Origin of the sequence: Bacillus sp. ISL-4 (assembly GCF_018613275.1) — a bacterium.
In the GTDB taxonomy this organism is placed as follows: domain Bacteria; phylum Bacillota; class Bacilli; order Bacillales; family DSM-1321; genus Peribacillus; species Peribacillus simplex_E.
The window spans coordinates 368609-391316 of record NZ_JAGGQN010000012.1; the positions used below are offsets into that span (position 1 = coordinate 368609).

The 22708-nt window shown below is 40.8% G+C and carries 26 protein-coding genes and 2 riboswitches; of the genes, 12 read left to right on the top strand and 14 right to left on the bottom strand.

Annotation, left to right across the window (positions count from 1 at the left end; translation table 11 throughout):
* Positions 1 to 18 precede the first annotated feature (18 nt).
* Genes J7J00_RS11210 through J7J00_RS11225 form a run of 4 tightly spaced genes read right to left on the bottom strand, consistent with a single transcriptional unit; the run spans position 19 to position 3851 of the window.
* Positions 19 to 924, bottom strand: coding sequence for an ABC transporter permease (locus J7J00_RS11210; RefSeq protein ID WP_214790627.1), 906 nt, complete (start codon positions 922 to 924; stop codon positions 19 to 21).
* A gap of 16 nt (positions 925 to 940) precedes the next feature.
* Positions 941 to 1906, bottom strand: coding sequence for an oligopeptide ABC transporter permease (gene opp4B / locus J7J00_RS11215; protein WP_098371215.1), 966 nt, complete (start codon positions 1904 to 1906; stop codon positions 941 to 943).
* Between the two features lie 15 nt (positions 1907 to 1921).
* A complete protein-coding gene (locus tag J7J00_RS11220) occupies positions 1922 to 2848 on the bottom strand; it encodes an ABC transporter ATP-binding protein (protein WP_214790629.1) in 927 nt (308 codons plus the stop codon).
* Positions 2826 to 3851: an ABC transporter ATP-binding protein gene (locus J7J00_RS11225; RefSeq protein WP_214790631.1), complete on the bottom strand. Its 1026-nt coding sequence runs from the start codon at positions 3849 to 3851 to the stop codon at positions 2826 to 2828. The genes J7J00_RS11220 and J7J00_RS11225 overlap by 23 nt, the downstream gene beginning before the upstream one ends.
* A gap of 493 nt (positions 3852 to 4344) precedes the next feature.
* Between J7J00_RS11225 and J7J00_RS11230 the strand changes: the two genes are divergently transcribed.
* A complete protein-coding gene (locus J7J00_RS11230; protein ID WP_214790633.1) occupies positions 4345 to 4980 on the top strand; it encodes a Bax inhibitor-1/YccA family protein in 636 nt (211 codons plus the stop codon).
* Between the two features lie 205 nt (positions 4981 to 5185).
* Here the strand turns inward: J7J00_RS11230 and J7J00_RS11235 are convergent, their stop codons facing one another.
* The 3 genes from J7J00_RS11235 to J7J00_RS11245 all read right to left on the bottom strand — a co-directional run bounded on the left by J7J00_RS11235 (position 5186) and on the right by J7J00_RS11245 (position 6960).
* Positions 5186 to 5728: an acyl-CoA thioesterase gene (locus J7J00_RS11235; protein ID WP_214790635.1), complete on the bottom strand. Its 543-nt coding sequence runs from the start codon at positions 5726 to 5728 to the stop codon at positions 5186 to 5188.
* 132 nt (positions 5729 to 5860) lie between these two features.
* The gene (locus tag J7J00_RS11240) at positions 5861 to 6325 is read right to left on the bottom strand and encodes a M15 family metallopeptidase (protein WP_214790800.1); all 465 of its coding nucleotides are present in this window, start codon (positions 6323 to 6325) and stop codon (positions 5861 to 5863) included.
* Between the two features lie 152 nt (positions 6326 to 6477).
* A complete protein-coding gene (locus J7J00_RS11245; RefSeq protein ID WP_214790637.1) occupies positions 6478 to 6960 on the bottom strand; it encodes a DinB family protein in 483 nt (160 codons plus the stop codon).
* Positions 6961 to 7173: 213 nt separating this feature from the next.
* Here J7J00_RS11245 and J7J00_RS11250 point away from each other — a divergent pair, with 213 nt between their 5' ends.
* Entirely contained in the window at positions 7174 to 8991 is a 1818-nt protein-coding gene (locus J7J00_RS11250) for an ABC transporter ATP-binding protein (protein WP_286201286.1), read from the top strand.
* A 50-nt stretch (positions 8992 to 9041) separates the two neighbouring features.
* Here the strand turns inward: J7J00_RS11250 and J7J00_RS11255 are convergent, their stop codons facing one another.
* Positions 9042 to 9743 carry a GDSL-type esterase/lipase family protein gene (locus J7J00_RS11255; RefSeq protein WP_214790639.1) on the bottom strand — a complete coding sequence of 234 codons (702 nt, stop codon included), beginning with the start codon at positions 9741 to 9743 and terminating at the stop codon, positions 9042 to 9044.
* Positions 9744 to 9961: 218 nt separating this feature from the next.
* Here J7J00_RS11255 and J7J00_RS11260 point away from each other — a divergent pair, with 218 nt between their 5' ends.
* A complete protein-coding gene (locus J7J00_RS11260) occupies positions 9962 to 10468 on the top strand; it encodes a GNAT family N-acetyltransferase (RefSeq protein ID WP_214790641.1) in 507 nt (168 codons plus the stop codon).
* A 70-nt stretch (positions 10469 to 10538) separates the two neighbouring features.
* Here J7J00_RS11260 and J7J00_RS11265 read toward each other — a convergent pair whose 3' ends face one another.
* Together J7J00_RS11265 and J7J00_RS11270 are read right to left on the bottom strand one after the other, a co-directional pair.
* Positions 10539 to 10733 carry an aspartyl-phosphate phosphatase Spo0E family protein gene (locus J7J00_RS11265; RefSeq protein ID WP_286201287.1) on the bottom strand — a complete coding sequence of 65 codons (195 nt, stop codon included), beginning with the start codon at positions 10731 to 10733 and terminating at the stop codon, positions 10539 to 10541.
* Between the two features lie 255 nt (positions 10734 to 10988).
* Positions 10989 to 11177 carry a Fur-regulated basic protein FbpA gene (locus J7J00_RS11270; protein WP_076366955.1) on the bottom strand — a complete coding sequence of 63 codons (189 nt, stop codon included), beginning with the start codon at positions 11175 to 11177 and terminating at the stop codon, positions 10989 to 10991.
* A gap of 176 nt (positions 11178 to 11353) precedes the next feature.
* A riboswitch (SAM riboswitch) is annotated at positions 11354 to 11458 on the bottom strand.
* Positions 11459 to 11616: 158 nt separating this feature from the next.
* A riboswitch (TPP riboswitch) is annotated at positions 11617 to 11721 on the top strand.
* An 89-nt stretch (positions 11722 to 11810) separates the two neighbouring features.
* Between J7J00_RS11270 and tenA the strand changes: the two genes are divergently transcribed.
* The 5 genes from tenA to thiE are packed head-to-tail and all read left to right on the top strand — an operon-like array spanning position 11811 to position 15237.
* Entirely contained in the window at positions 11811 to 12500 is a 690-nt protein-coding gene (tenA, locus tag J7J00_RS11275; protein WP_214790643.1) for a thiaminase II, read from the top strand.
* A 15-nt stretch (positions 12501 to 12515) separates the two neighbouring features.
* Positions 12516 to 13037, top strand: coding sequence for an energy coupling factor transporter S component ThiW (gene thiW / locus J7J00_RS11280; protein WP_214790645.1), 522 nt, complete (start codon positions 12516 to 12518; stop codon positions 13035 to 13037).
* Entirely contained in the window at positions 13006 to 13812 is an 807-nt protein-coding gene (gene thiD / locus J7J00_RS11285; protein ID WP_214790647.1) for a bifunctional hydroxymethylpyrimidine kinase/phosphomethylpyrimidine kinase, read from the top strand. Before thiW ends, thiD begins: the two co-directional genes overlap by 32 nt.
* The gene (thiM, locus tag J7J00_RS11290; RefSeq protein ID WP_214790649.1) at positions 13809 to 14624 is read left to right on the top strand and encodes a hydroxyethylthiazole kinase; all 816 of its coding nucleotides are present in this window, start codon (positions 13809 to 13811) and stop codon (positions 14622 to 14624) included. The genes thiD and thiM overlap by 4 nt, the downstream gene beginning before the upstream one ends.
* Complete coding sequence (gene thiE / locus J7J00_RS11295) at positions 14605 to 15237, top strand: thiamine phosphate synthase (RefSeq protein ID WP_214790651.1); 633 nt, start codon at positions 14605 to 14607, stop codon at positions 15235 to 15237. Before thiM ends, thiE begins: the two co-directional genes overlap by 20 nt.
* Positions 15238 to 15275: 38 nt before the next feature.
* On the opposite strand, the gene J7J00_RS11300 is transcribed toward thiE, so the two are convergent.
* Entirely contained in the window at positions 15276 to 16481 is a 1206-nt protein-coding gene (locus J7J00_RS11300; protein ID WP_214790653.1) for an MFS transporter, read from the bottom strand.
* A 272-nt stretch (positions 16482 to 16753) separates the two neighbouring features.
* On the opposite strand from J7J00_RS11300, the gene J7J00_RS11305 reads away from it, so the two are divergent.
* From J7J00_RS11305 to J7J00_RS11315, 3 genes are all read left to right on the top strand, one after another.
* Positions 16754 to 18241, top strand: coding sequence for an aldehyde dehydrogenase family protein (locus J7J00_RS11305; RefSeq protein WP_214790655.1), 1488 nt, complete (start codon positions 16754 to 16756; stop codon positions 18239 to 18241).
* Between the two features lie 375 nt (positions 18242 to 18616).
* Positions 18617 to 19849, top strand: a complete 1233-nt coding sequence (locus tag J7J00_RS11310; RefSeq protein ID WP_214790657.1) for an aminopeptidase — start codon at positions 18617 to 18619, stop codon at positions 19847 to 19849.
* A 255-nt stretch (positions 19850 to 20104) separates the two neighbouring features.
* Positions 20105 to 20272, top strand: coding sequence for a hypothetical protein (locus J7J00_RS11315; RefSeq protein WP_179086028.1), 168 nt, complete (start codon positions 20105 to 20107; stop codon positions 20270 to 20272).
* 129 nt (positions 20273 to 20401) lie between these two features.
* Here the strand turns inward: J7J00_RS11315 and cspC are convergent, their stop codons facing one another.
* Complete coding sequence (cspC, locus tag J7J00_RS11320; protein ID WP_010331195.1) at positions 20402 to 20602, bottom strand: cold shock protein CspC; 201 nt, start codon at positions 20600 to 20602, stop codon at positions 20402 to 20404.
* A 274-nt stretch (positions 20603 to 20876) separates the two neighbouring features.
* On the opposite strand from cspC, the gene J7J00_RS11325 reads away from it, so the two are divergent.
* The gene (locus J7J00_RS11325) at positions 20877 to 21137 is read left to right on the top strand and encodes a hypothetical protein (RefSeq protein WP_214790659.1); all 261 of its coding nucleotides are present in this window, start codon (positions 20877 to 20879) and stop codon (positions 21135 to 21137) included.
* Positions 21138 to 21170: 33 nt separating this feature from the next.
* Here the strand turns inward: J7J00_RS11325 and J7J00_RS11330 are convergent, their stop codons facing one another.
* Together J7J00_RS11330 and J7J00_RS11335 are read right to left on the bottom strand one after the other, a co-directional pair.
* Positions 21171 to 21785 carry a YdcF family protein gene (locus tag J7J00_RS11330; RefSeq protein WP_286201288.1) on the bottom strand — a complete coding sequence of 205 codons (615 nt, stop codon included), beginning with the start codon at positions 21783 to 21785 and terminating at the stop codon, positions 21171 to 21173.
* 90 nt (positions 21786 to 21875) lie between these two features.
* The gene (locus J7J00_RS11335) at positions 21876 to 22661 is read right to left on the bottom strand and encodes a serine hydrolase (protein ID WP_214790661.1); all 786 of its coding nucleotides are present in this window, start codon (positions 22659 to 22661) and stop codon (positions 21876 to 21878) included.
* Positions 22662 to 22708: the final 47 nt, after the last annotated feature.

Below are 22708 nucleotides of genomic sequence, written 5' to 3' on the forward strand. Positions count from 1 at the left end.
TCCTACACTCCCCTTTTTTTATCCTCTTCTTTGTCTTGCATCGGCGGCGCGTTTTAACGCTTGACCAACGAAATTTATACTCAGCATCAACACTAGAATCATGAGTGATGCGGGTACCCATATCCACCACTTGTTTTCCAGAACATCTGGATTTCGAGCATAACTGATGAGCGTCCCTAAACTCGGTGTGCTCTCCGGAAGACCGAACCCTAAGAAAGTCAAACTGGATTCTAAGCCAATATTGCCTGCAAGGTTCAAAATGAAGTTGACGATGATCAATGAACTGACATTGGGCAGAAGCTGAAACAGGATGATTTTCCAATGTGGTGTCCCAAGTGTCTGTGAGGCGTGGATATAATCCAGCTCACGCTCAGACAAAGCCTTTGAACGAATCAGCCGTGCCTTTCCTGTCCATAAAAACATCGTCATGATTAAAATGAAAACATATACATTGAAGATCGGCACAATCACGACTACAACGATGATGAACATCAATTGCGGCAGGGCAATCACGAAATCGATAATACGCATGATCACATTATCGGTTGCCCCGCCGAAGTAGCCCGCCAGAAGCCCTAATGATAAACCGATGATAGCCGTGAATAATGTAATGAATAAACTGATCGTGAATGAATTTCTGGTACCTATTATCAGTTGTCCGAATACATCCCGGCCACCATAATCGGTTCCAAGCCAATAGTCTGAAGATGGTTCCAAATAAATGGAGAGAAAATCGACCTTGGCTATTTCCTTGGCGTCCATGAAAAACGACGCACCGTAAACAAAAAGCAATATGGCTGCTAATATAATCAATGAGCCCATGGCAAGTTTATCCTTTTTGATTTCCTGCCAGATGATCTTGATTCCTGAAGGGCTCACATCGTTAACTTGTATGTTCTTTCCGGTTACCACTTTCATTTCCATACGACTCACCCCGCTCCTATTCTATCCGTATGCGCGGATCGACCGCACTAAGTATGATGTCCGAAAGAAGAGTGCCAAGCAGAGTGGCAAATCCCGTCATCATGACAATGGCCGTGACAACGCTGAAATCCCGCAGACTGACTGAACTAAGGAAAAGCTGCCCAAGTCCCGGATAACTGAAAATGGTCTCGATTATGACCGCGCCGCCGACCAATCCAGTAATTTCATAACCTAAGAATGCTGCTATCGGTAAAAAGGAATTTCTCAGGATATGCCGTGAATATACTTTTGATTCAGGCACTCCCTTCGAACGCGCTGTCCTTACGAAATCCTTGATTTTATTATCGATGATTTCATTTCGCAAATATTGGATCGTACTTGTTGTTGCAATTAAAGCTGTACTTAAAGCTGGTAAAATCAAATGATTGATCTTGCTTACAACATAGGCGAATGTTCCTTCATCCACTTTTGAATCGACACTGCCCCCAGACGGGAACCAATCCAGAGCAAATCCGAAAACGAATAACATGATTAAAGCAAAAATGAAAATCGGCGTGCCAAACCCTAAATAGCTATAACCCGTAACGGTTTTATCCACCCAGGTATCGTTATACCTTCCGCTAAGTATGCCTAATGGAATAGCAAGCATATATGTAAAGATCAGCGTGACCAACGCCAGGAACACCGTGTTCCAAAGCCTGTCTTCGATCACATCCATAACGGGCGTCTTATGTGTATAGGAAATACCGAAATCCCCCTGTACTGCATTGGATGCCCACCTTAGATATTGTTGGTACCAAGGGTCATTCAAACCCAGTTCTTCCCTGATCCTATCAAGCTCGGCTGGATTGGCCCTAGGGTTGATTTCCTGGCCTGACAGTGCATCTCCCGGCATTGCTTTTGCCATCATGAAAACGATGATGCTCAATAAAAAGAGCTGCGGGATCATTACTAATAATCGTCTTAGGATAAATTTCCACATATTCCTTCCACCTCCTTATTGTAATGCGACTCTATGTGTCGATGAGATTGGCTTCAAATCGTAAGCACGTCCATTCTCATCGAAATATTTTGAGTAGGTAGACTCATATTCTGAGGTGAGTTTCTTTCTAAGCTGCACTTTATCTTCGCGAACTTCCGGCTCTAAATCCGGAATGGCGGCAATCAGGCGCTTCGTGTATATATGTTGGGGATTTTCATAGATTTCCTCGCTTTTGCCTTCCTCTACCAATCTACCGCGATACATAACACCCATCCGGTCACACATATGCCGGATTACGCCTAAATCATGCCCGACAAATAAATAAGTCAAATTGAACTCCTGTTGGAGATCCTGAAGAAAATTCAATACCTGTGCCTGAACGGAAACATCCAATGCTGACACCGGTTCATCCGCTATGATCAGTTTAGGTTTCAATGTCAATGATCGGGCAATTCCAATCCGCTGGCGCTGCCCCCCTGAAAATTCATGAGGATACTTGTGAATCGATTCAGGACTCAGTCCGACTTTGTCCAAGAAGTCCTGTACGATTTTCTTTTCCTCTGAAGGGGATAACCGTTCGAAGTTCCTCAGCGGTTCGGCAATGATGTCCAGTACCCTCTTCTTCGGATTCAATGATGAATACGGATCTTGGAAAATCATTTGGATATCTTTTCTGAATGGTTTAATTTCTCTTCTACTTAGCGATGATAAATCCCTGCCTTCAAACAGGATTTGTCCGGATGTCACCTCATTCAGTTTGACCACTGCCTTGCCTGTCGTGGACTTGCCGCTTCCGGATTCACCGACCAAACCATATGTTTCCCCTTGCTGCAACTCAAAGGAAACACCGTCCACGGCCTTTACGTGATCGACCACCCTTCGAAAAAAACCGCCCCTTATCGGAAAATGCACTTTGAGATTATCTAATTTGAGTAATGTCATTGGCCGATGCATCTCCTTTAGCTTGAAAATAAAATTCTTTATAGCAGGTACAGCGCACAAAATGATCGTTGCCCACATCGTGAAGCCGGGGTGCCTCTTCATGCGCATGTTTAGGTATCCAAGGAATCCTATCTTGGAAGCGACATCCTATCCGATCCATTTTCGCTATCGATGGAACGATTCCTTCGATAACGTGCAAACGATTTTTCTCGTTTGCAGCAGAAGGAATCGAATTTAATAACGACCTCGTATATGGATGCAGCGGATTGTTGAATATCTCTTTAACACTTCCCGTTTCCACTACCTGACCTGCATACATGACAACGATCCTGTCTGCGACCTCTGCTACGACGCTCAGATCATGTGTAATTAAGATGATCCCCATTTTTGTCCTGCTCTGGATATCTTTCAGCAGATCAAGTATTTGCGCTTGAATCGTAACATCCAGTGCCGTCGTGGGTTCATCGGCGACGACCAGTGCAGGATTGCAAGCAATGGCAATCGAGATCATTGCCCTTTGGCGCATCCCGCCCGAGAGCTCATGCGGATATTGCTTGTACGTCCGTTCAGGGTATGGAATTCCCACTTGTGTCAAAAGTTCGATCGTCCTGTTCTTTTTTTCAGCACTGGAGAGCTCAGTATGGTAATCAAGATTCTCCTCGATCTGTTTTCCGATGGTCATGAGCGGGTTCAAAGCCGTTAAAGGTTCCTGGAATATCATACCCAATTCCTTACCCCGGACTTTATTCATTTGTACATCATTCAACTTTAGTAGATTTTGACCTTTATAATTGATGTTTCCTTCGGATTTCGTTCTCTGCTTATTATGTAATTGAATGATAGATAAGGCCAATGCACTCTTTCCACAACCTGATTCTCCAACAACTGCTACAATTTCATTTTCATTTACCGTAAACGAAACATCATCCACCGCTGCATGATATTTGTTGCCGATTCGGAATGAGGTAGTTAGATTCTCTATTTGCAAAATAGCTTTCTTCATCCTTGCTCCCCCTAAACTATTTTATCGGGAAAATAATTAATCTTCTGATAATTATTTAAAATTTTAATCAATTTTTTACAATTATACAATAGTTTTTATAGAAAATAATCACATTTTTTTCATATTTTATAACTTTAGGAATAATTTTCTGAAATAAAAAATCGTTTCCTTTATAACGGTTATACAGTAAAGTTTTGAAGTCCGATTTGATGTAAAGAACCAATAATTTTAAATTTATTATTCCAATATAACTATTTTACAGTTCATACCTATTTATTGACCTTGTCGTTTTACGTGCAGCAGAATGGTTCTAATTGTATTTTTTTTGATATTTCAGAAAAGTTAGTACATTTGTTAGAATATCATAAAACAGGTAATTATTTCATATATATTTCAATACTTTAAAAAAAACACTTTATTTCATTAAATGCCATGAAACCTTTTTAGAACAGATTCGTAGAAAACGGTAGAAAATAAATGATGAGGTGATTGAATGTATTCACAAACTGTACAAACATATATGCCGTCCGTCATGCGGACGTTCGCTTTGTCACTTGCCGTTTCCGTCTTAGGGATGGCTCTCGGCACTCTTGTTCCGCCATCCTTGTTTCTTCCCTTAGCGATACTTGAGATTGTTATGTTGATTGGAGCATTCATATTGCGGAGGAAAAAAGCCATCGGTTATACATTTTTGTATAGTTTCACATTGATTTCAGGAATTACGACATATCCGATCATTGCACACTACCTAGCCGCTGCAGGGGCAAATGTGGTGATTCTGGCAGGTGTTACTACGACAGTTGTATTTGGTGGACTGGCGGTTTATGCCACAACCACCAAAAGGGACCTTTCTTTCTTGGGAGGAATGTTATTTGCGGCGTTGCTAGCTTTAGTGGTCATTAGCATTTTCAACATTTTCTCTCCATTAAGCTCTACAGCCATGCTGGTCTTTTCCTTTATTGGGATTTTAGTTTTCAGTGGATATATTTTATATGATTTCAATCGAATGAAGCATTATGGGGTAACGGCCGAAGAAGTACCGCTCATGGCCTTGAATCTATATCTTGATTTCATTAACCTATTCATTAACATCTTGCGCTTCTTTGGTATTTTAGCAAGCGATGACTAAAAGGCGGATATGATCAAACCTTACAAGGTAACATAAAAAAGACGCTTGGACTTATCCAAGCGTCTTTTCACGTTTCTTTCCCTTACGGATAATATCATCGCTGAAAGATGAGAGTACTGATTTTCCCTAAAACCATGGCGATTAATAAAAGACCAAATCACAATTGGTCTCAATCATCAATAAGAAGGCTAAATGGATGCGTATCTTATTTATATAATCCTGGCTTCGATTGATCGGTCCATGGCAGTTTTACACCGAAAGTACTTGCAATGAACTGTGTATCTTCCCTTCTTTTTTTCCTGATTTGGGCCCGTTGTTTTGCTGATTCATTTAAATTCATTTCCATCTCTGTTTCAGGAACCAAACGCGGGACCGGAATTGGTTTACCTTCTTCATTAATGGAAACAAATGTCAAGAAAGAAATGACGCATAAATTCCGATCTCCTGTAACTAAATCCTCTGCAATCACCTTTACGATGATTTCCATTGATGTTCTGCCCGTATAAGTCACGAAGCTTTCAAGGCAAACTGCATTTCCTTCGTGAATAGGGTGCAGGAAATCGACAGAATCAGTTGATGCCGTAACGACGTTGCTTCGCGCATGACGCATGGCTGATATAGCCGCTACATCATCAATGTATGCCATTAATTTGCCTCCGAACATCGTACCAATATTATTTGTATCCGGCGGGAGGACAAGACTTGTTTTTATGACCAAAGAGTCCCGGCAATGTTTTGTTTCTTCCATGGTGACTGCACTCCTTTATGTCTGATTTCTCACTATTCCACTTTATCGAATTCTTACCTGTAAAGCAATTCACATGCTTATTTTCCTGCTTTTATTCAAAATTTATGCGGTCTATACTGAAGCCACTCACTATCACTGCCCTTTTGGCCGCTTGCCTTGTTGCAGCTCACCCAGGCTCAAGCCAAATGTCATTTGTAAATGCGGATAATCCTTGAACCCTGCCCAATCCCCTCCCCAGTCAAAACCTAACCCTTTAGCGATGGTTACAACTTCCATCCAATCTGACTTTCCATTATTGTTGCCGTCATAACTCATATCCCAAATGGCCTCGCCTTGTTTGTTAAGTAGGGCAAAATCGATCGCCAATCCGAAATTATGCAGCGACTCGCCACCTCTTGCATTCGTTACGATGTTGCCCGAGCCTGATCTGCCCTTTTCATAGAGTTCATTTTGCTCGGCTAAAGACCGGAACCCCGCTGTAATGATAACCGGGATGCCTTTGTCATTAGCCACTTGAATGAGCTCGTCTTTTTTTTCGGCGACGATTGGATTCAGCTCGTCAGTCAGTTCGATTTCATCTAGATCAGGCGGAAGCATATACTTGAACAAGAGCCACAGCAACAATCCGAAAAAGCCCAATACCAAACATGTCCTTACCCAAGTGGCTTTCACTGAATAATCCTTCCTTTACGAATATCGTCTGAAAGTGAAAAACTCAACCAAAGACGGATGAGTTTTTCTTCTATTATTTATAACTTTGCTGTCAATTCTTCAATTTGCAATAAATGCCGTTTTTCATGCAGTCCCACGAACGGGATCCATTGCTTCAAGCTTAAATCTTTAAACAAAGGGTGTGGAAAAGATTTTTGTTCGAGATCAATTTCCTTTGCATGGTCAACGACCTGTACAAAAGCTTTTCGGGATTCGGACAACTTTTCTTTAACCTCACTCAAAGATTGGTATGATTCTGAGGGAATGACAAATGGCGGGGCCTGGACCTTCACTTCACGATTTAAAGAAAGCTCGATCGGTTTATCCACAGCAGGAATGCTATCGTCGCCTTTCAATTTATCGGAAATGCCCTTTGTTATGGCTCTCTCCATTAAATATAAATGATCCAAAACCTGGATGATGCTCCATCGTCCTGTTTCAGGATGGGCGTTCAACTGTTCATCCGATAGTCCGTTGACCGCATTTAAAAGCTCTTCCCTGATTTTTTCATTTTCATTCATTTTTAGCATCTCCTCTTATCATCCTCGCTAACCTCCTTTAATTATTCCATGTCCTATAGGAAAGTGTAAAATAATAATACTTTTTGACTGAAACGAACCGATTAAAAGTTGTCTATTTTTTGAAAAGCTCTATGATAGTCATAAAGGCAAAATTCATCTAATTCAAATGACTTTCAACATTCATCAAGGATAGTCTAAATAGGAGTGATCGCTATGAGTGGAGGACATATTCCATTCAGCCACAAAGGCCGCAGTACCATGCATGCAATACCCTCAAAAGGAAGCATATGGTTGATGCTCAAGCAAATGTTCAATCGGGTCCCATCGAAGTGGAAGTTTTGCACCTTGGTTTTATGTATCATGCTTTTCATTTCATTGCTTGAGTTCTCCATCCCCCAGTTGACACAGTTTACGATTGATACAATCATTCCCGAAAAAAGATATGACTCGTTAATCTGGATTGGCGCAGGAATTCTTTGTGCTGCCATTTTATTGGCTTTACTGAACTACTTTAACAGCTATATCGTTTCCAAGGTCGGTCAAAAGGCTATTATGGATATACGGAATAGCATGTATGACCATATTCAAACACTGGATATGAAATTCTTTGATAAAAACCGTACTGGTGACTTAATGTCGCGGTTGACCAATGATGTCAATTTACTGCAGCAGCTCATCTCTTCGAGCATGCTTCAAGTCTTGACTGACACGGTGACTTTCATTGCCGTGGCGGTATATATGCTTTTCATTAACTGGAAGCTGACCATTGTCCTTCTTTTTACATTCCCTTTCATGTTCTATATCACAAGGGCATTCGGGAAACGCATCAGGATGTCATTTAGGTCTGTGCAAAGTTCCGCAGGAGATGTCAGCAACCAGTTACAGGATTCCATTTCAGGAATGCGGCTCATTCAATCTTTTACAAATGAAGAATTCGAATCAAGGAGATTTGCGGAGCGTAATCAGGAAAATATGGCTGCAAACCTTAAGTCCGTTCGGCTACGTTCCATGTTCGGTCCGATTATTGATTTATTGAACAATATCGGTCTTGTAGCAGTCATTGTGTTTGGTGCTTGGCAAGTGATGGAAGGTGAATTCACAATAGGATTAATCGTGGCCTTTCTCGCCTATTTGAGGTTACTGCAGAGTCCCGTTCGCAATTTCAGCCGGGTCATCAGCATTGTCCAGCAATCAGCCGCCGCCTTTGAGCGGATAACTGAAATATTGGATACCCAACCTGAAATAAGTGACAAGGGAACTGCCATTGAACTCCCTGCCATAAAAAAGCAAATTGAATTTCAATGTGTAGATTTTGCATATGATGAGAGTGTGCCTGTACTCAGCAATTTAAACCTGACCATGAAAGCTGGTCAAGTAACTGCTCTGGTCGGCTCCTCTGGCGCTGGAAAATCGACCATCACGAGCCTTTTGATCCGATTTTATGATCCGCAAGATGGCACGATTAAAATGGATGGTCATGATGTCAAGGAAGTGTCACTGAAATCATTACGGGGACAAATGGGAATTGTTTCCCAGGATATCATTTTATTCAATGGTTCCATCCGTGATAACATCGTTTATGGCAAACTTGATGCTATAGATGCTGAAATCATCGAATCCGCCAAAGCGGCAAATGCGCATGACTTTATCAGTGCCTTTCCTGATGGTTATGATTCTCAGATTGGAGAGCGCGGAGTCAAGCTTTCAGGCGGACAAAAACAGCGCATTGCCATTGCCAGGGCACTTTTGAAAAATCCGCAAATCATCATTCTCGATGAAGCAACAGCGGCCTTGGATACAGAATCCGAACATTTGATCCAGCAAGCATTGTCACGTTTAATGAAAAAACGGACTTCAATAGTAATTGCACATCGTTTATCGACCATTCATGATGCCGATCAAATTATCGTTCTGGAAAAAGGGCAGGTTCATGAAAAAGGAACACATCAACAGTTATTGCAAAACAACGGCAGATACAAGCAGCTCCATGACTTGCAGTTCCCTCAACTAAAAGCGATATCAAACTCCTAGCTACTTAGCGGGCAAAAATGCACAGAAAGCCTTCCTGTGCATTTTTTCTTTCATTTGAAATCATAACTTTCCAAAACCCGATTCGTAATGAGCTGATACCCTTTTTCATTCGGATGTAACTTATCACTGAAATACTCTGTTTTCTTTTTATCTTCAAAAAGATCATTTGTAGGAATGAATAACATCCTTTTATCTTTATCCGCTATTCCCTTTATTGACCGGTTATAATCGCGAATGTGCTTTTCAAGTTTTTGATTGTCTTTAATTGGGTTATATAATCCTACTACCAGAATATCCGCTTTATCGTTTGCCTCTATCAATGTTGATGTAATCTTTTTCAGATGGCTGATATACTCCCGTTTACCCTCATTGATTTTTCGGTCACTTATTTTCTTCAAGTCCCCTCCGTTGCTATTGATCAAGTCATTCGTTCCAATATAAACGATGAAAGTATCAGCTTCATCAAGTTTTGTTTTAATGCGGTAATCATCAAGCTGTTTCATCACCCCATCCGTTTCCTGGCCTTTTATACCGTAATTCCAAAAAGTCACTTTTTGTTCCGATTGCGGATTATTCAATTCATCCTCAAGGCCTTCTATATATCCTTCCCCGTCCTTATCCCCTTTTCCATAGGTTAATGAATCTCCAAAAGCCATCACCCTTTGCACATCTTCCGACTCCGAGGCCTGAAATTCATATGCAGCAAAACATATAACTAGTACTATAATCAATAAACATGCCAATTTTTTCATTTGGTTCTCCTCTTGTCTCTTTACTAGAAGTATTTTATCTTTTACATACCCCAAAAATCTGCAGTCTTAACATAAAAAAAATTGTCAGATAAAGATTCAAGAGTGTATGATAATATAAAACTTTCAATGGATTGGGTGTCATTCACCGTCCCTTAAACAAAAAACGGGATTACCCTTCATTCTGGAGATTGAATAAATGGTAGTTAGGAGTTTAAATCATGGAAGAGCACATAGAGTTTAGAGAGGCAGAACTATCTGATCTACCCAGAATTGTTGAAATATATAATTCGACAATTGCTTCAAGAATGGTCACGGCAGATACGGAACCTGTATCCGTCCAATCGAGGGTTAAATGGTTTGAGGAACATCATTCAGAAAGTAGACCGCTATTTATCATTACTATAGAAGGGAAAACTGCTGGATGGATGAGCTTTCAATCCTTCTATGGCCGACCGGCATATAATTCAACTGCCGAAATCAGCATTTATATTGATGATTATTTCCGGGGAAAAGGAATCGGACAAATTTCGATTCAAAAGGCAATTGAATTGAGTCCAAAATTAGGTGTTAAGACTCTATTGGGTTTCATATTCGCCCACAATACACCAAGCCTTAAGCTTTTTTCCAAATTCGGGTTTGAAGAATGGGCACATTTACCTCAAGTTGCGGAGCTGGATGGCATTGAGCGGGATTTGATCATTCTTGGTAAACGTGTCGATATTTAATATTATTTTCTTTAGAGCTATTGCCTTGAGCAGTAGCTTTTTCGTATTAATCGAGGTCGAATTGGCTAATTTAAAAATACCTATATGCTTTCTGGAGGGGAAAATGTTCAGAATCTCTTTTACTTGTTAACGCATTTAATAGCGTATCCAATTCTTGACTGGCTTGAACAGTTAGCAGACTTGATAAGCCGTAAATTGCTGCCAAGTTGATCATTTCTTTTCTCTTCTCTTCTACTTTTTCTATCGTTACCATACGGCAAGGCATTATATAGTCACCTCCTATTTATTCAATATTTTTACACTTTCATCATAATTAAACTACTAGTTAAAATCAACTATTTTTTAGAAATTAAATGTGTTATTTTAAAGGTTAAATGTGACAAAATAACTATTTAATTCGATAATTATGTATATTTTGTGTCATTTTCTATCAAACGCAAAAAAAGCATCCACTAGTGTTGACTGCGAATGCTTACATCATATCCCTTATCCAAGAACCCAAAATACAGTCCATCGTTTACTATGTCATCCATTCAGAAGGTGACTCGGTATTTGGTCTATTTATAACAATCTTATATTCATCTTCAAGTACTTTTAATGGGGCATCATAAAGGTGCCTTTCATCAGAGGTTTTGTATACTCCATTGGCCAATAACTCTTCAATAAGCTTTGCCTTCCTCTGTTCAATCCTCTTAAATAATTCTGCCATGTAAATGGCTCCTTTCCTAGTCATCCTAGAGCCTGCTTCTAGTTAGCTAAACTTTATCAACTTGTTTGATTTTCACCAAATTATATATACCTTTTCTATTATGTCACTAAACGTTATTTCACAAAAATAAAAGCCCCTTCTAATTCAAGAAGAGGCTGACAGTATCCGTACGGCTCTTCTTATCTTCCAAGCATATGCTTGTTGGATTTAGCACAGTTCCCAAAACGGGTCCGCTGCCGAGGTTTCGTTGGGCCAAGTCCCTCCACCTCTCTGGATAAGAAATCGATATATAAATGATGTAGACATGATTTTATCCTAATAACCATCAAAAGTCAATTACCTGGTTCTTCCTTTTTTCCTGGACATAAAATGCTCCCTCTTTCAAATGCGGGTTGCATTTTCTTGTCTTTCTGATATGATGTCAGTAATTACATACAATTCACACCACTAGGGGAGTCTTTTTTAAGACTGAGATGGAATTAGTTCCGGACCCTTTGAACCTGAACCGGCTCATACCGGCGGAGGGAAGTGGATGATATCGTCCATTTACAGACTATATCCATCTACCCCGTTCCGTATTCAGGAACGGGTTTTTTCATTAACAAGGGGATCCATTCTAAAGGAGGATGAACAATGGAGAATACTAAATTAGAAACATTCAGTGATAGACTACATGCACGGTCAAAAGAGATTTGGAAAAGGAACCATTCACATCCCTTTGTCCAGGCAATTGGAAATGGTACGCTTCCTGAAAAGAAATTTGCCTATTACCTGAAGCAGGACTATATCTATCTCATGGATTATTCCAAGCTCTTTGCTTTAGGTGTCATCAAAGCTCATAACATCGAAACCATGGCAAAGTTTGCGAGTATTTTAAATGAAACCCTTCAAGTGGAAATGGATATTCATCGGCATTATGCTTCCGAATTCGGGATTACCTCCAAGGAATTGGAAGATACAGAACCTACTCCAACGACTCTAGCTTATACAGGCTACATGCTAAATGCAGCTCAGCATGGGACTTTGGCAGACTTGATCGCCTGTCTCCTGCCCTGCGCTTGGGATTATTATGAAATCGGTTTGCTATTAAAAGAACAAAATGGAGCAGCATTGGAAAACAATCGCTACGCAGATTGGATAAGGTCCTATTCATCTCCTGAATTCGGGGAAGCACACAAATGGCTGATCGCTTTGTTGGAAGAATTGACGGAAGGCATGCCAGAAACGGAACTTCTTAGATTAGAAAAACACTTTTTGGTTACTTCCCGATATGAATATTTATTCTGGGATATGGTTCATAATGAGCAGGATTGGCCGCTGTAGGTCGTTGACATGATGATGAATCCTATCAAGAAACTGACGTTGACTGCCATGATCACGGCTATTACGACTCTGACCAGTTCATTTATTTTCATTCCTGCAGGATTTGCAAAGGTCTTTCCTATTCAGCATCTGGCAAATGTCCTGACGGCCGTTCTATTGGGGCCAGCTTATGCAGTGACACAAGCTTTTTTAGTTTCCATCATTAGAAACATGTCTGGTACCGGTTCAATTTTCGCCTTTCCCGGGAGCATGATCGGTGCACTTTTGGCTGCCATCCTTTATCGAAAAACACAAAGCTTAAAATTCGCCTGTTTAGGGGAAGTGATTGGGACCGGCATTCTCGGTTCCCTAGCCTGTTATCCACTTGCCCTCCTCCTATTGGGAGAAAAAGCTGCTCTTTTTGGTTTTTTACCGGCTTTTATGCTCAGTTCATTCGCTGGTGCGATTTTAGCTTTCATATTACTTAAAATACTTCTAAAAAATAATTATATGAAGGGGTTTTTTTATGAAAACAGCATTAACCATCGCAGGCTCTGATTCAGGGGGCGGCGCTGGAATACAGGCGGATTTAAAAACATTTTCTGCACATGGTGTCTTTGGAATGTCTGCCATCACAGCCGTAACCGCACAAAATACAATGGAAGTCCGTTCAGTACAGCCAATTGAAACAGCAATCATATCAGATCAAATTGCAGCTATCTTTGAAGATATTCCTGTCGATGCAGTAAAAATAGGCATGCTTGGATCAAAGGAAATCGCGGAAACAGTCGCTGCGTCCCTTAAAACCTTCATGCCGGCCATCGTTATCCTTGACCCTGTCATGATTTCCAAAAGCGGCCACCATTTGCTCGACGAAAAGGCTGTCTCTGCCTTAAAAATGGATTTGCTTCCGCTTGCAACACTTGTAACCCCAAATGCACCGGAAGCGGAAGTACTTACTGGCTTGTCGATTCGAACGGAACAAGATTTCTACAAAGCATGCATTTCAATACAAGAAATGGGTCCCAAAGCCGTTTTACTTAAAGGTGGCCATGCAGCAGGAAATCCAAATGATCTTTTTTATGATGGGACTGAATTCCAATGGATCAAGGGAGAGCGTATTCATACAAAAAACACTCATGGCACGGGCTGTACCCTATCATCCGCCATTACATCAAACCTGGCAAATGGGCTGCCATTGCAAGAGTCGATCGAACAGGCCAAGACCTATATTTCTGAAGCGATACGCAATAGCTTTTCAATCGGTAAAGGTCATGGACCTGTCCATCATTTTCATTCATTTTCAAAAAAAGAACGGAGTGAATTAATATGAAGGTTTCTGCCGCCGATTTATTCGTGAAGGTAAAAGAAAGAAAACCACTCATTCACCAAATCACCAACTTTGTTACGGTCAACGACTGTGCAAATGCCACCCTTGCCATCGGTGGTTCACCAGTAATGACTTCGAGCCCAAGAGAAGTGGCGGATATGGTCAAATTAGCAGATGCATTGGTCTTAAATTTCGGTACGATCGATGATAAAGCCTTTGAAGCAATGGTGATAGCCGGAAAGACGGCAAATACCCTGGATATCCCGGTCATTTTGGACCCGGTGGGAGTTGGTGCCACCCCCTATCGTACAGAGCAGGTCAAAGAGCTCCTTAGTAAGGTTACTTTCCAAATCATTCGCGGGAATGCGAGTGAGATCCTATCATTGATGGGTGGGGATAATGTTACACGCGGGGTGGATTCGGAGGAACTAGCGATTAGCAATGCAGAGCTGGCTGCACGAGCAGCAAATAAATTGAATAGTATCGTCGTGGTCAGCGGAGCTAAGGATGCGGTCAGCGACGGAAAACATACTTCCATCATCGACAATGGGAACCTCCTTTTAACTAATGTTACAGGTACCGGCTGCATGTCCACCGCTCTTATCGGCACTTTTTCCGGAGTCACCGACGATTTCTATTCTGCGGCAATTGCCGGTATTTCTACCATGAGCATTTCAGGGGAACTAGCTGCTGCAAACCTTCAAAAAGATGAAGGAACAGGAACGTTTCGTGTGCGATTAATCGATGCAATATCAAGAATGGATAAGGAAATCTGGATGCATGAGGTGAAAATAAATGAAGAAGTCCCAAATTGATTTAAGCCTATATTTAGTTACGGAAGAATCCCTAGCATTAGAAGAATTGACCAAAATCATTGCAGAATCGGTTTCAGGAGGAGTCTCGATCGTACAACTTAGAGAGAAAAACAATTCCTCCCTTTCCTTTTATAAAAAAGCTTCTGTATTAAAACAGTTATTGAACGAGCTGTCCATTCCCCTTATCATCAACGACCGAGTGGATATAGCACTTGCGGTTGCAGCGGACGGAATTCATATTGGGCAAGATGACCTTCCATTGACTGTCGTCAAACAAATGGTTCCTGAAGATATGATTGTCGGTGTATCTGTCTCCACTCTTGAAGAAGCTCTCGAAGCCGAACGAAATGGAGCAGACTATATCGGAGTCGGTTCCGTTTTCCCTACAAAGACCAAACAAGATGCAACCCTAATGGCCATTGGGGATCTGGAGGAAATTTGCCGCACTGTATCCATTCCCTCCGTAGCCATCGGGGGTATCACTGCAGATAACATTTCCACTCTTTCTGATAGCGGGTTATCCGGTACCGCAGTCGTATCGGCCATCATGAATGCAGATAGTCCGAAGAGAGCCTCCGAATCCCTTTTAAAAATCATAAAAGACTTTAATTAATGAAAAGAGGGGACTGATTAAAGTCCCCTTCCTTTTGTTTATGTCAAAACGGTATTCTTTGTTTCCTTCCCAAAAGCTACGGCAATGGCACCCACTAGAATAGCGATTGTAAAAATGGTGAAAATCGATGAAATCGGTGTGTCTGCCGCAACTAAATACCCTACAAGCAACGGTCCCAGGACACCGCCAATCCTTCCGATCCCTGCAGCTAACCCAGCACCTGTACCACGAACTGCTGTTGGATACTGCTCAGGTGTATATGCATAAAGTGCACCCCATGCCCCTAGGTTGAAGAAAGATAGGAACATCCCGGAAACTATCAGCAGTGCCAGCCCCTCTGACGATCCAAAGAAAAAGGCACTGACGGCCGTTCCAATTAAGTATGTGATCAAAACGAATTTACGTCCCATCTTCTCTATCAGCCATGCAGCTGAAAAATAGCCCGGAAGCTGTGCAAGCGTCATGATCAAAACATATTCAAAGCTTTGAATCATGCTGAAGCCTTTTAAGACCATCACACTTGGCAGCCATAAAAACATCCCATAATAAGAAAAGACCACGCAAAACCATAGAATCCATAATACAAGTGTCTGACGGGAGTATTCCTTTTTCCAGACACTTTTCATATTGCTTAATACAGACGGTCTCTGCTTTTTTTCTAGTTCCGTATACTTCGGTGAATCCGGCAGTTTCAAGCGCAGATACAGCGCATATAAAGCTGGAACTGCGCTCAATAACAATGCAACACGCCAACCATAAGCCGGAATGATGAAGTAGGATATGAGTGCTGCCAATATCCAGCCAACCGCCCAAAAACTTTCAAGAAGGACGACAACCCTTCCCCTTTTACTTGCTTCAACACTTTCAGAGACCAATGTCGAGGCAACCGGAAGTTCTCCTCCAAGTCCCATTCCAATCAAAAATCGCAATATCAAGAACAAGCTGAGTGTACTGACTGCTGCAGACAGGCCACTTGCGATTGAAAACATTAATAATGTAATGATAAAGACATTCTTCCGTCCGACCCTGTCGGCCATCGCACCAAAGAATACGGCTCCAACAGCCATTCCGATAGAATTTATGCTCCCAATCCAGCCAACCTGCTCACTGGTTAAGTTCCATTCCTGTTTCAAAGCAACAATAATGAAAGAAAGCATACCGACATCAAGTGCATCGAACATCCATCCAAGACCCGCAACACCTAGTAACTTACGTTGCGATATCATTTTCGCATCATTTCCCATATATTCCTCCTGAAGAACTTTAGACCTTCTTGTTATTTTATCCTTATTCATTTTAACTATTAACTTTCATTTTCGCTATAGTATTTACACATGTCATGACAAAATAATACTTCTTTTCTTATTATGATGATGAAATCTTGAATATTCTGTCGAATGATATAGATTGAATATTCCCTTTTTTTCATTTATCATAAAAATTGGCATAAATCATAGCGTTAACAATAAGTCATCATGTTCTGCCCAAGATAATCATTTTATTCAGGAGGGTAATTATGACAAATCTAACGTTAGAAGTAAGTGGAAAGCTGCAAAAATTTTTAACAGGACCAAAAAAGCTCTATATTAATGGTCAGTTTGTAGAAAGTGCTTCAAAAAAAACCTTCTCCACACCTAATCCTGCTACAGGACAAAAACTTGCCGATGTTTATGAAGCTGATAAAGAGGATATCGACTTAGCCGTCAAGGCTGCACGCAAAGCATTCGATGAAGGGCCATGGTCAAGAATGAGCGCAGCTTCACGCAGTAGGCTAATGTATAAACTTGCTGATTTAATGGAAGAAAATAAAACTGAACTTGCTCAATTGGAAACGTTGGATAATGGTAAACCAATCAGTGAAACTACCAATGCCGACATTCCTTTAGCTATAGAACATATGAGATATTTTGCTGGTTGGTCCACCAAGATTGTTGGACAGACCATTCCAGTAAGCGGAAATTATTTTAACTACACAAAACACGAGGCTGTTGGTGTTGTCGGCCAAATCATCCCATGGAACTTTCCGCTTCTTATGGCGATGTGGAAACTGGGAGCGGCACTTGCTACAGGTTGTACGGTTGTATTAAAGCCTGCTGAACAAACTCCGCTTTCCGCGCTTTATCTGGCTGAATTATTGTCTGAAGCCGGTTTCCCTGATGGGGTCGTCAATATCGTTCCCGGTTTTGGTGAAACCGCTGGACAAGCACTTGTCGACCATCCGCAAGTAAATAAAATTGCATTTACCGGTTCGACCGAAGTTGGAAAATTGATCATGCGCTCCGCTTCATATTCATTGAAACGGGTCACATTGGAACTTGGAGGGAAATCGCCAAACATCATCCTGCCTGATGCGGATTTCTCAAAAGCCATACCTGGAGCTTTGAATGGGGTCATGTTTAACCAAGGGCAGGTATGCTGTGCCGGTTCCAGGGTTTATATCCAAAAGAAACATTATGATAATGTAGTTGCCGATATGGCAAGCCATGCAAAAAACATAAAACAAGGGGTAGGTTTAGATCCAAGTACACAAATTGGCCCGCTTGTTTCCGAGGAGCAGCAAAATCGGGTAATGGGCTATATTGAAAAAGGGAAAAAAGAGGGTGCGGAAGTTCTTGTCGGCGGAAATAAACCGGCTGAACAAGGCTACTTTGTTTCTCCTACTATATTTGCTGGTGTCGATGAGGATATGACGATAGCCAAAGAAGAGATTTTCGGGCCGGTCATAGCGGCAATGCCATTCGAGGATTTAGATGATGTCATTAACCGTGCCAATGCCAGTGAATATGGATTGGCTGCTGGCTTATGGACTAGCGATATAGCCAATGCCCATTATGTTGCAGGAAAACTCCGTGCCGGTACTGTATGGGTGAACTGTTATAACGCGTTCGACGCAGCTTCCCCGTTCGGCGGTTACAAACAATCCGGAATCGGACGTGAAATGGGATCTTATGCACTGGACAACTATTCTGAAGTGAAAAGTGTCTGGATTAATTTGGGTAAGTGATTTTTTGACTATTAAGAAAGAGGGTCTCAAAGAGGCCCTCTTTCTTTCAGTCCATTGTTCACTGTCCCAAATAATTAAATTATTCGACTATTCAAACCTTTTCAATAGTCTTTCCTTCTATAATTTTGGTAGAATGCAAGATAGACAAACCGGCTGCTGCTTGAGCTGGCTCGGGAGGTTATGTGTTCATACGGTAATGATGCCGGGGTTTGTGCTAAAGTGAATGAACCTTAACTGATTCATCTCCTTGCCGGTTATGATGAACTCCTTTGTCTAATGACTATAAGTTTTCACAAACGATGTAAAAAGTTTCTTTTTTATATGACAATTAAGTACAATTATAAATGTAGTAAATGGAAAAGGAGTTTTGAAATGATGAGTGATTTTCAAACGAATTTAGAAAAATATGCAGAACTTGCCGTAAAAGTCGGCGTAAACATCCAACAAGATCAAACCCTGGTCGTGAACACAACATTAGAGGGTGCTGACCTAGTGCGTCTCATTGTAAAAAAGGCTTATGAGAACGGTGCACGTAATGTCATTGTTAATTGGAATGACGATATCGTTTCACGTACCAAATATGAACTGGCACCGGATGAGGTGTTCCACGAGTATCCAAAGTGGCGAGCGGGAGAAACGATTGAACTTGCAGAAAACGGAGCTGCCTATCTATCCGTAATCTCCTCCAGCCCTGACTTATTAAAAGGTGTAAAGCCAGAAAGGATTGCCAACTTCCAAAAAGCATCCGGGACTGCACTGAAGAAGTGGCGTCAGTATATGCAATCCGATAAAGTAAGCTGGTCCATCGTTGCCGTCCCTTCAATAGCTTGGGCTGATAAAGTATTCCCTGAAGAGGCAGAAGGAAAACGCGTTGATCTGCTATGGGAAGCCATTTTCAAAGCAGTTCGTGTTGATGTGAAGGATCCTGTGGAGGCCTGGAAAAAACACGATGATACCCTGCATGAAAAGGTTGATTATTTAAATGACAAGCATTACCAAAAATTGCATTACACGGCTCCTGGAACCGACCTGACAATCGAGTTACCCGACAAACACCTTTGGGTCGGAGCAGGAAGCGTCAACGTACAGGGTCATGAATTCATGGCTAACATGCCTACCGAAGAAGTGTTTACGGTTCCATTGAAAACAGGTGTTAACGGTACTGTTTCCAGTACGAAACCCCTTAGTTACGGCGGCAACATCATTAATAATTTTTCCGTGACCTTTAAGGAAGGACGGATCATTGAAGTAAAAGCGGAAGAAGGGGAAGAAATCCTAAAACAATTGGTTGAAACGGATGAAGGTTCACACTACCTTGGTGAAGTGGCACTTGTTCCATTCAACTCACCGATTTCCCAATCGAATGTTTTATTCTTCAACACACTTTTCGATGAAAATGCATCAAACCATCTCGCTATCGGCAGCTCCTATGCTTTCTGTATTGAAGGCGGAAAAAACATGAGTCCAGAAGAGCTTGCAGAAAATGGACTGAATGAAAGCCTTACACATGTCGATTTCATGATTGGATCTGAGAAAATGAACATCGACGGCATCAAACAGGACGGCTCTTCAGAACCTGTTTTCCGTAATGGGGATTGGGCGTTTTAATTAACTGATATTCTTGAAAACCTTCTAATTCATAGCCACGTGATTCCTGTATTACTTAGGAACATGTGGCTGTTTTTTTTTGCATCGTTAATCAATCACCATCAGGCTTTTAGCTTTTAGCTTTTGTCCAGTCCAAAATAATTGGGCTAGTTCCGTATACATAGCCTGATTTTTTAAACCTAATATCATTGGAATATCTTGAACACATCTTTCATTCGCAAATATGTTATACTATTAGTAAAGAGGGTGGCTAAATTGAGAAGCAATAAGTATAATACTGGTGAAACAGTAACTATTCAGGATACTAATGAATCAGTAACCATTAATAAATGGGCATATGTAAAAAACATGAAGAGATATTCTTACACTGTTAAAGAACATCCAACTACTTTTTTCTTTGAAGAAGAATTAAAAAAAGCTTGATGACAAGTCACTAAAACCCTACTCATTTCAGAGTGGGATTTTTTTCGCTTTTATTTATTTTTTAGCACAATAAAAAACAGACTCCCTTTGAGGAAGTCTGTTCATATCGGTTACGATTTAATTTAAAAATTAAGCTTTTTGAACGTTAGCAGCTTGAGCTCCACGAGCACCTTGCTCAACGTCGAAAGTTACTTTTTGACCTTCGTCTAAAGATTTGAAGCCTTCGCTTTGGATAGCTGAGAAATGTACGAATACGTCGTCTCCGTTTTCACGTTCGATAAATCCAAAACCTTTTTCTGCATTAAACCATTTAACTGTACCTTGTTCCATTGTTGTTGCCTCCTAGTGCATAACACACATTGTATTACTATTTTTAATCATTTGGAAAATAATCAGTATCCTCTTCCACAATCAAAAACAATTCTTTATTAGAATAACATGAATTGATGAAGATAGCAAATTATTCAGTGATATTTTAAAGCTTCACATTCTTTTCGCCTCCCATTTTCTTTATTTATCCCATTTAATGATTCAGATATTAATTAATGGGTATATCAGAGTAATAAGGAACAATACCAAGAATGATCAACAAGGAGGTCAATCAATGAAATATTACAAGGTATCCAATAGCGGTTTTGATAGTAAGGTTATTGTAGCCTATAGCGGGTATGAGGCACTCGGATATTATTTAATGGAAAGCAATGATCAACTTGGTTTTGTTGATGATATAGATGTGGAAGAAGTGGATGCTGATGAACAAGTCGAGATTTCCTATACGGGTTTTCCCGTTTTTAAGACACTTAAGGAGCTATATCAAGAGAAAGATTTTTGGGAAGTTCCTAATGTTGTCGTGGAAGTTGAATAAAGAAAGCACCCTCCCCTCTTTAGCCAATGGATGTTACCTCCCAATCAACTCTGTCAAATAGTATTTGGTAATTGCAAGATATTCACGGGTATATGATTTCAACAGTGACACTTTTGGTGTTCTTGCCGGCATTCCCTTCATGTTCAAGCCTTCTTTTCTTGCTATTTCAACTGCCCGGTAGATATGAAAGTCATTGCTTACGATCAATCCTGAAGCTGCTGTATCAGGAACGAGTTCTTTTGAGAAAACAATATTTTCGTGTGTTGTTGTAGATTTGTCTTCCAACATGATGCGCGCTTCTTCAATTCCCTGGGCGATTAGCCCCTGTTGCATTGCTTTCGCTTCCGAAATATCTTCCCCCGGTCCTTTGCCACCAGATACAATGGCCACTGTATGTTTATTGGCCGTTAAATATTCTGCAGCTTTATCAATCCGGTATTGTAAGGATAATGATGGAATCGAACCTTTGACCCTTGCTCCAAGAATAATGAGGTAATCGGCATTTTCCGGAATTTGCTGGTGAGTGCTTTCTTGAATTTTCATGTGTAAAAAACCAAAATACCCAAGTAATATAACAACACTCATTACACCTAATTTCATCGCGCTTTTCAAGGTTTTTCCCCGCTTCATTTTCCTTTCATTTAACATTCTTTCCCACTGACCCCTCTATAGCCAAGATCGAAGAGCGTGAAATCCTGAAAGAATTCCCGCTCTTCCAAAAATATTCAAACTGACAGTTTATTCTGCGACCATATCATCATATATCAATTTTCCAATTTTACTGATTACTTGACGGCTTTCATCCTCTGATTTCATATCTTCGGTAAGAACTGCAGCATAAACCGTTTGTGTTTCTGAACGAATGATTGCACAATCATGGGCAACTCCACGAATTCCGCCCGTTTTGCTTGCGACCTTGACCCCTTTGCCCATCAGTGATGGAAGTTTATCCCTTAATTGCTGATTGTCAAATACACGCAATATTTTTTCCTGGCTTTCTTTCGATAAAAAGTTTCCTGTATGTATCGCTTTCAAGCAGGTAATCGTATCTTCCGCCGATATGGTATTGTCGCGCCCTTCTTTTAATGCCTTAAAATCCTGCATTTTTCGTTCAAGGACAGTATTTTTTAAACCAAGTTCCTTGATGCATTGATTAATTTCCTCAAATCCCAGCAGGTTCATCATCATATTCGTGGATGTATTGTCAGAAACAGTTATCATCAATGTCAATAAATCCTCTACGGTTAAAAATACCTTATTAGATAAGACATGCAGGACTCCAGATCCTCCTGTCACTTCATTAGGCGGGATGGTCACTGGTTGATTCAAATAGATTTTCTTTTGTTCACTTTGACGATAACCTTCGATGATCATCGGTATTTTGATAAGACTCGCTGATTGAAAGGATTCTTTCTCGTGATATCCAATCGTATCCCCAAGGCCATTTTCAATTTTATATGCGATTTTCCCATTAAATGTTTCAATTAATGCCAAGATATCATGTTCTATAGTTTGTAAGGTCATCTATTCCCTGTTCCTCCCTTAGATATCATTTAAACCCCTATAAAGAA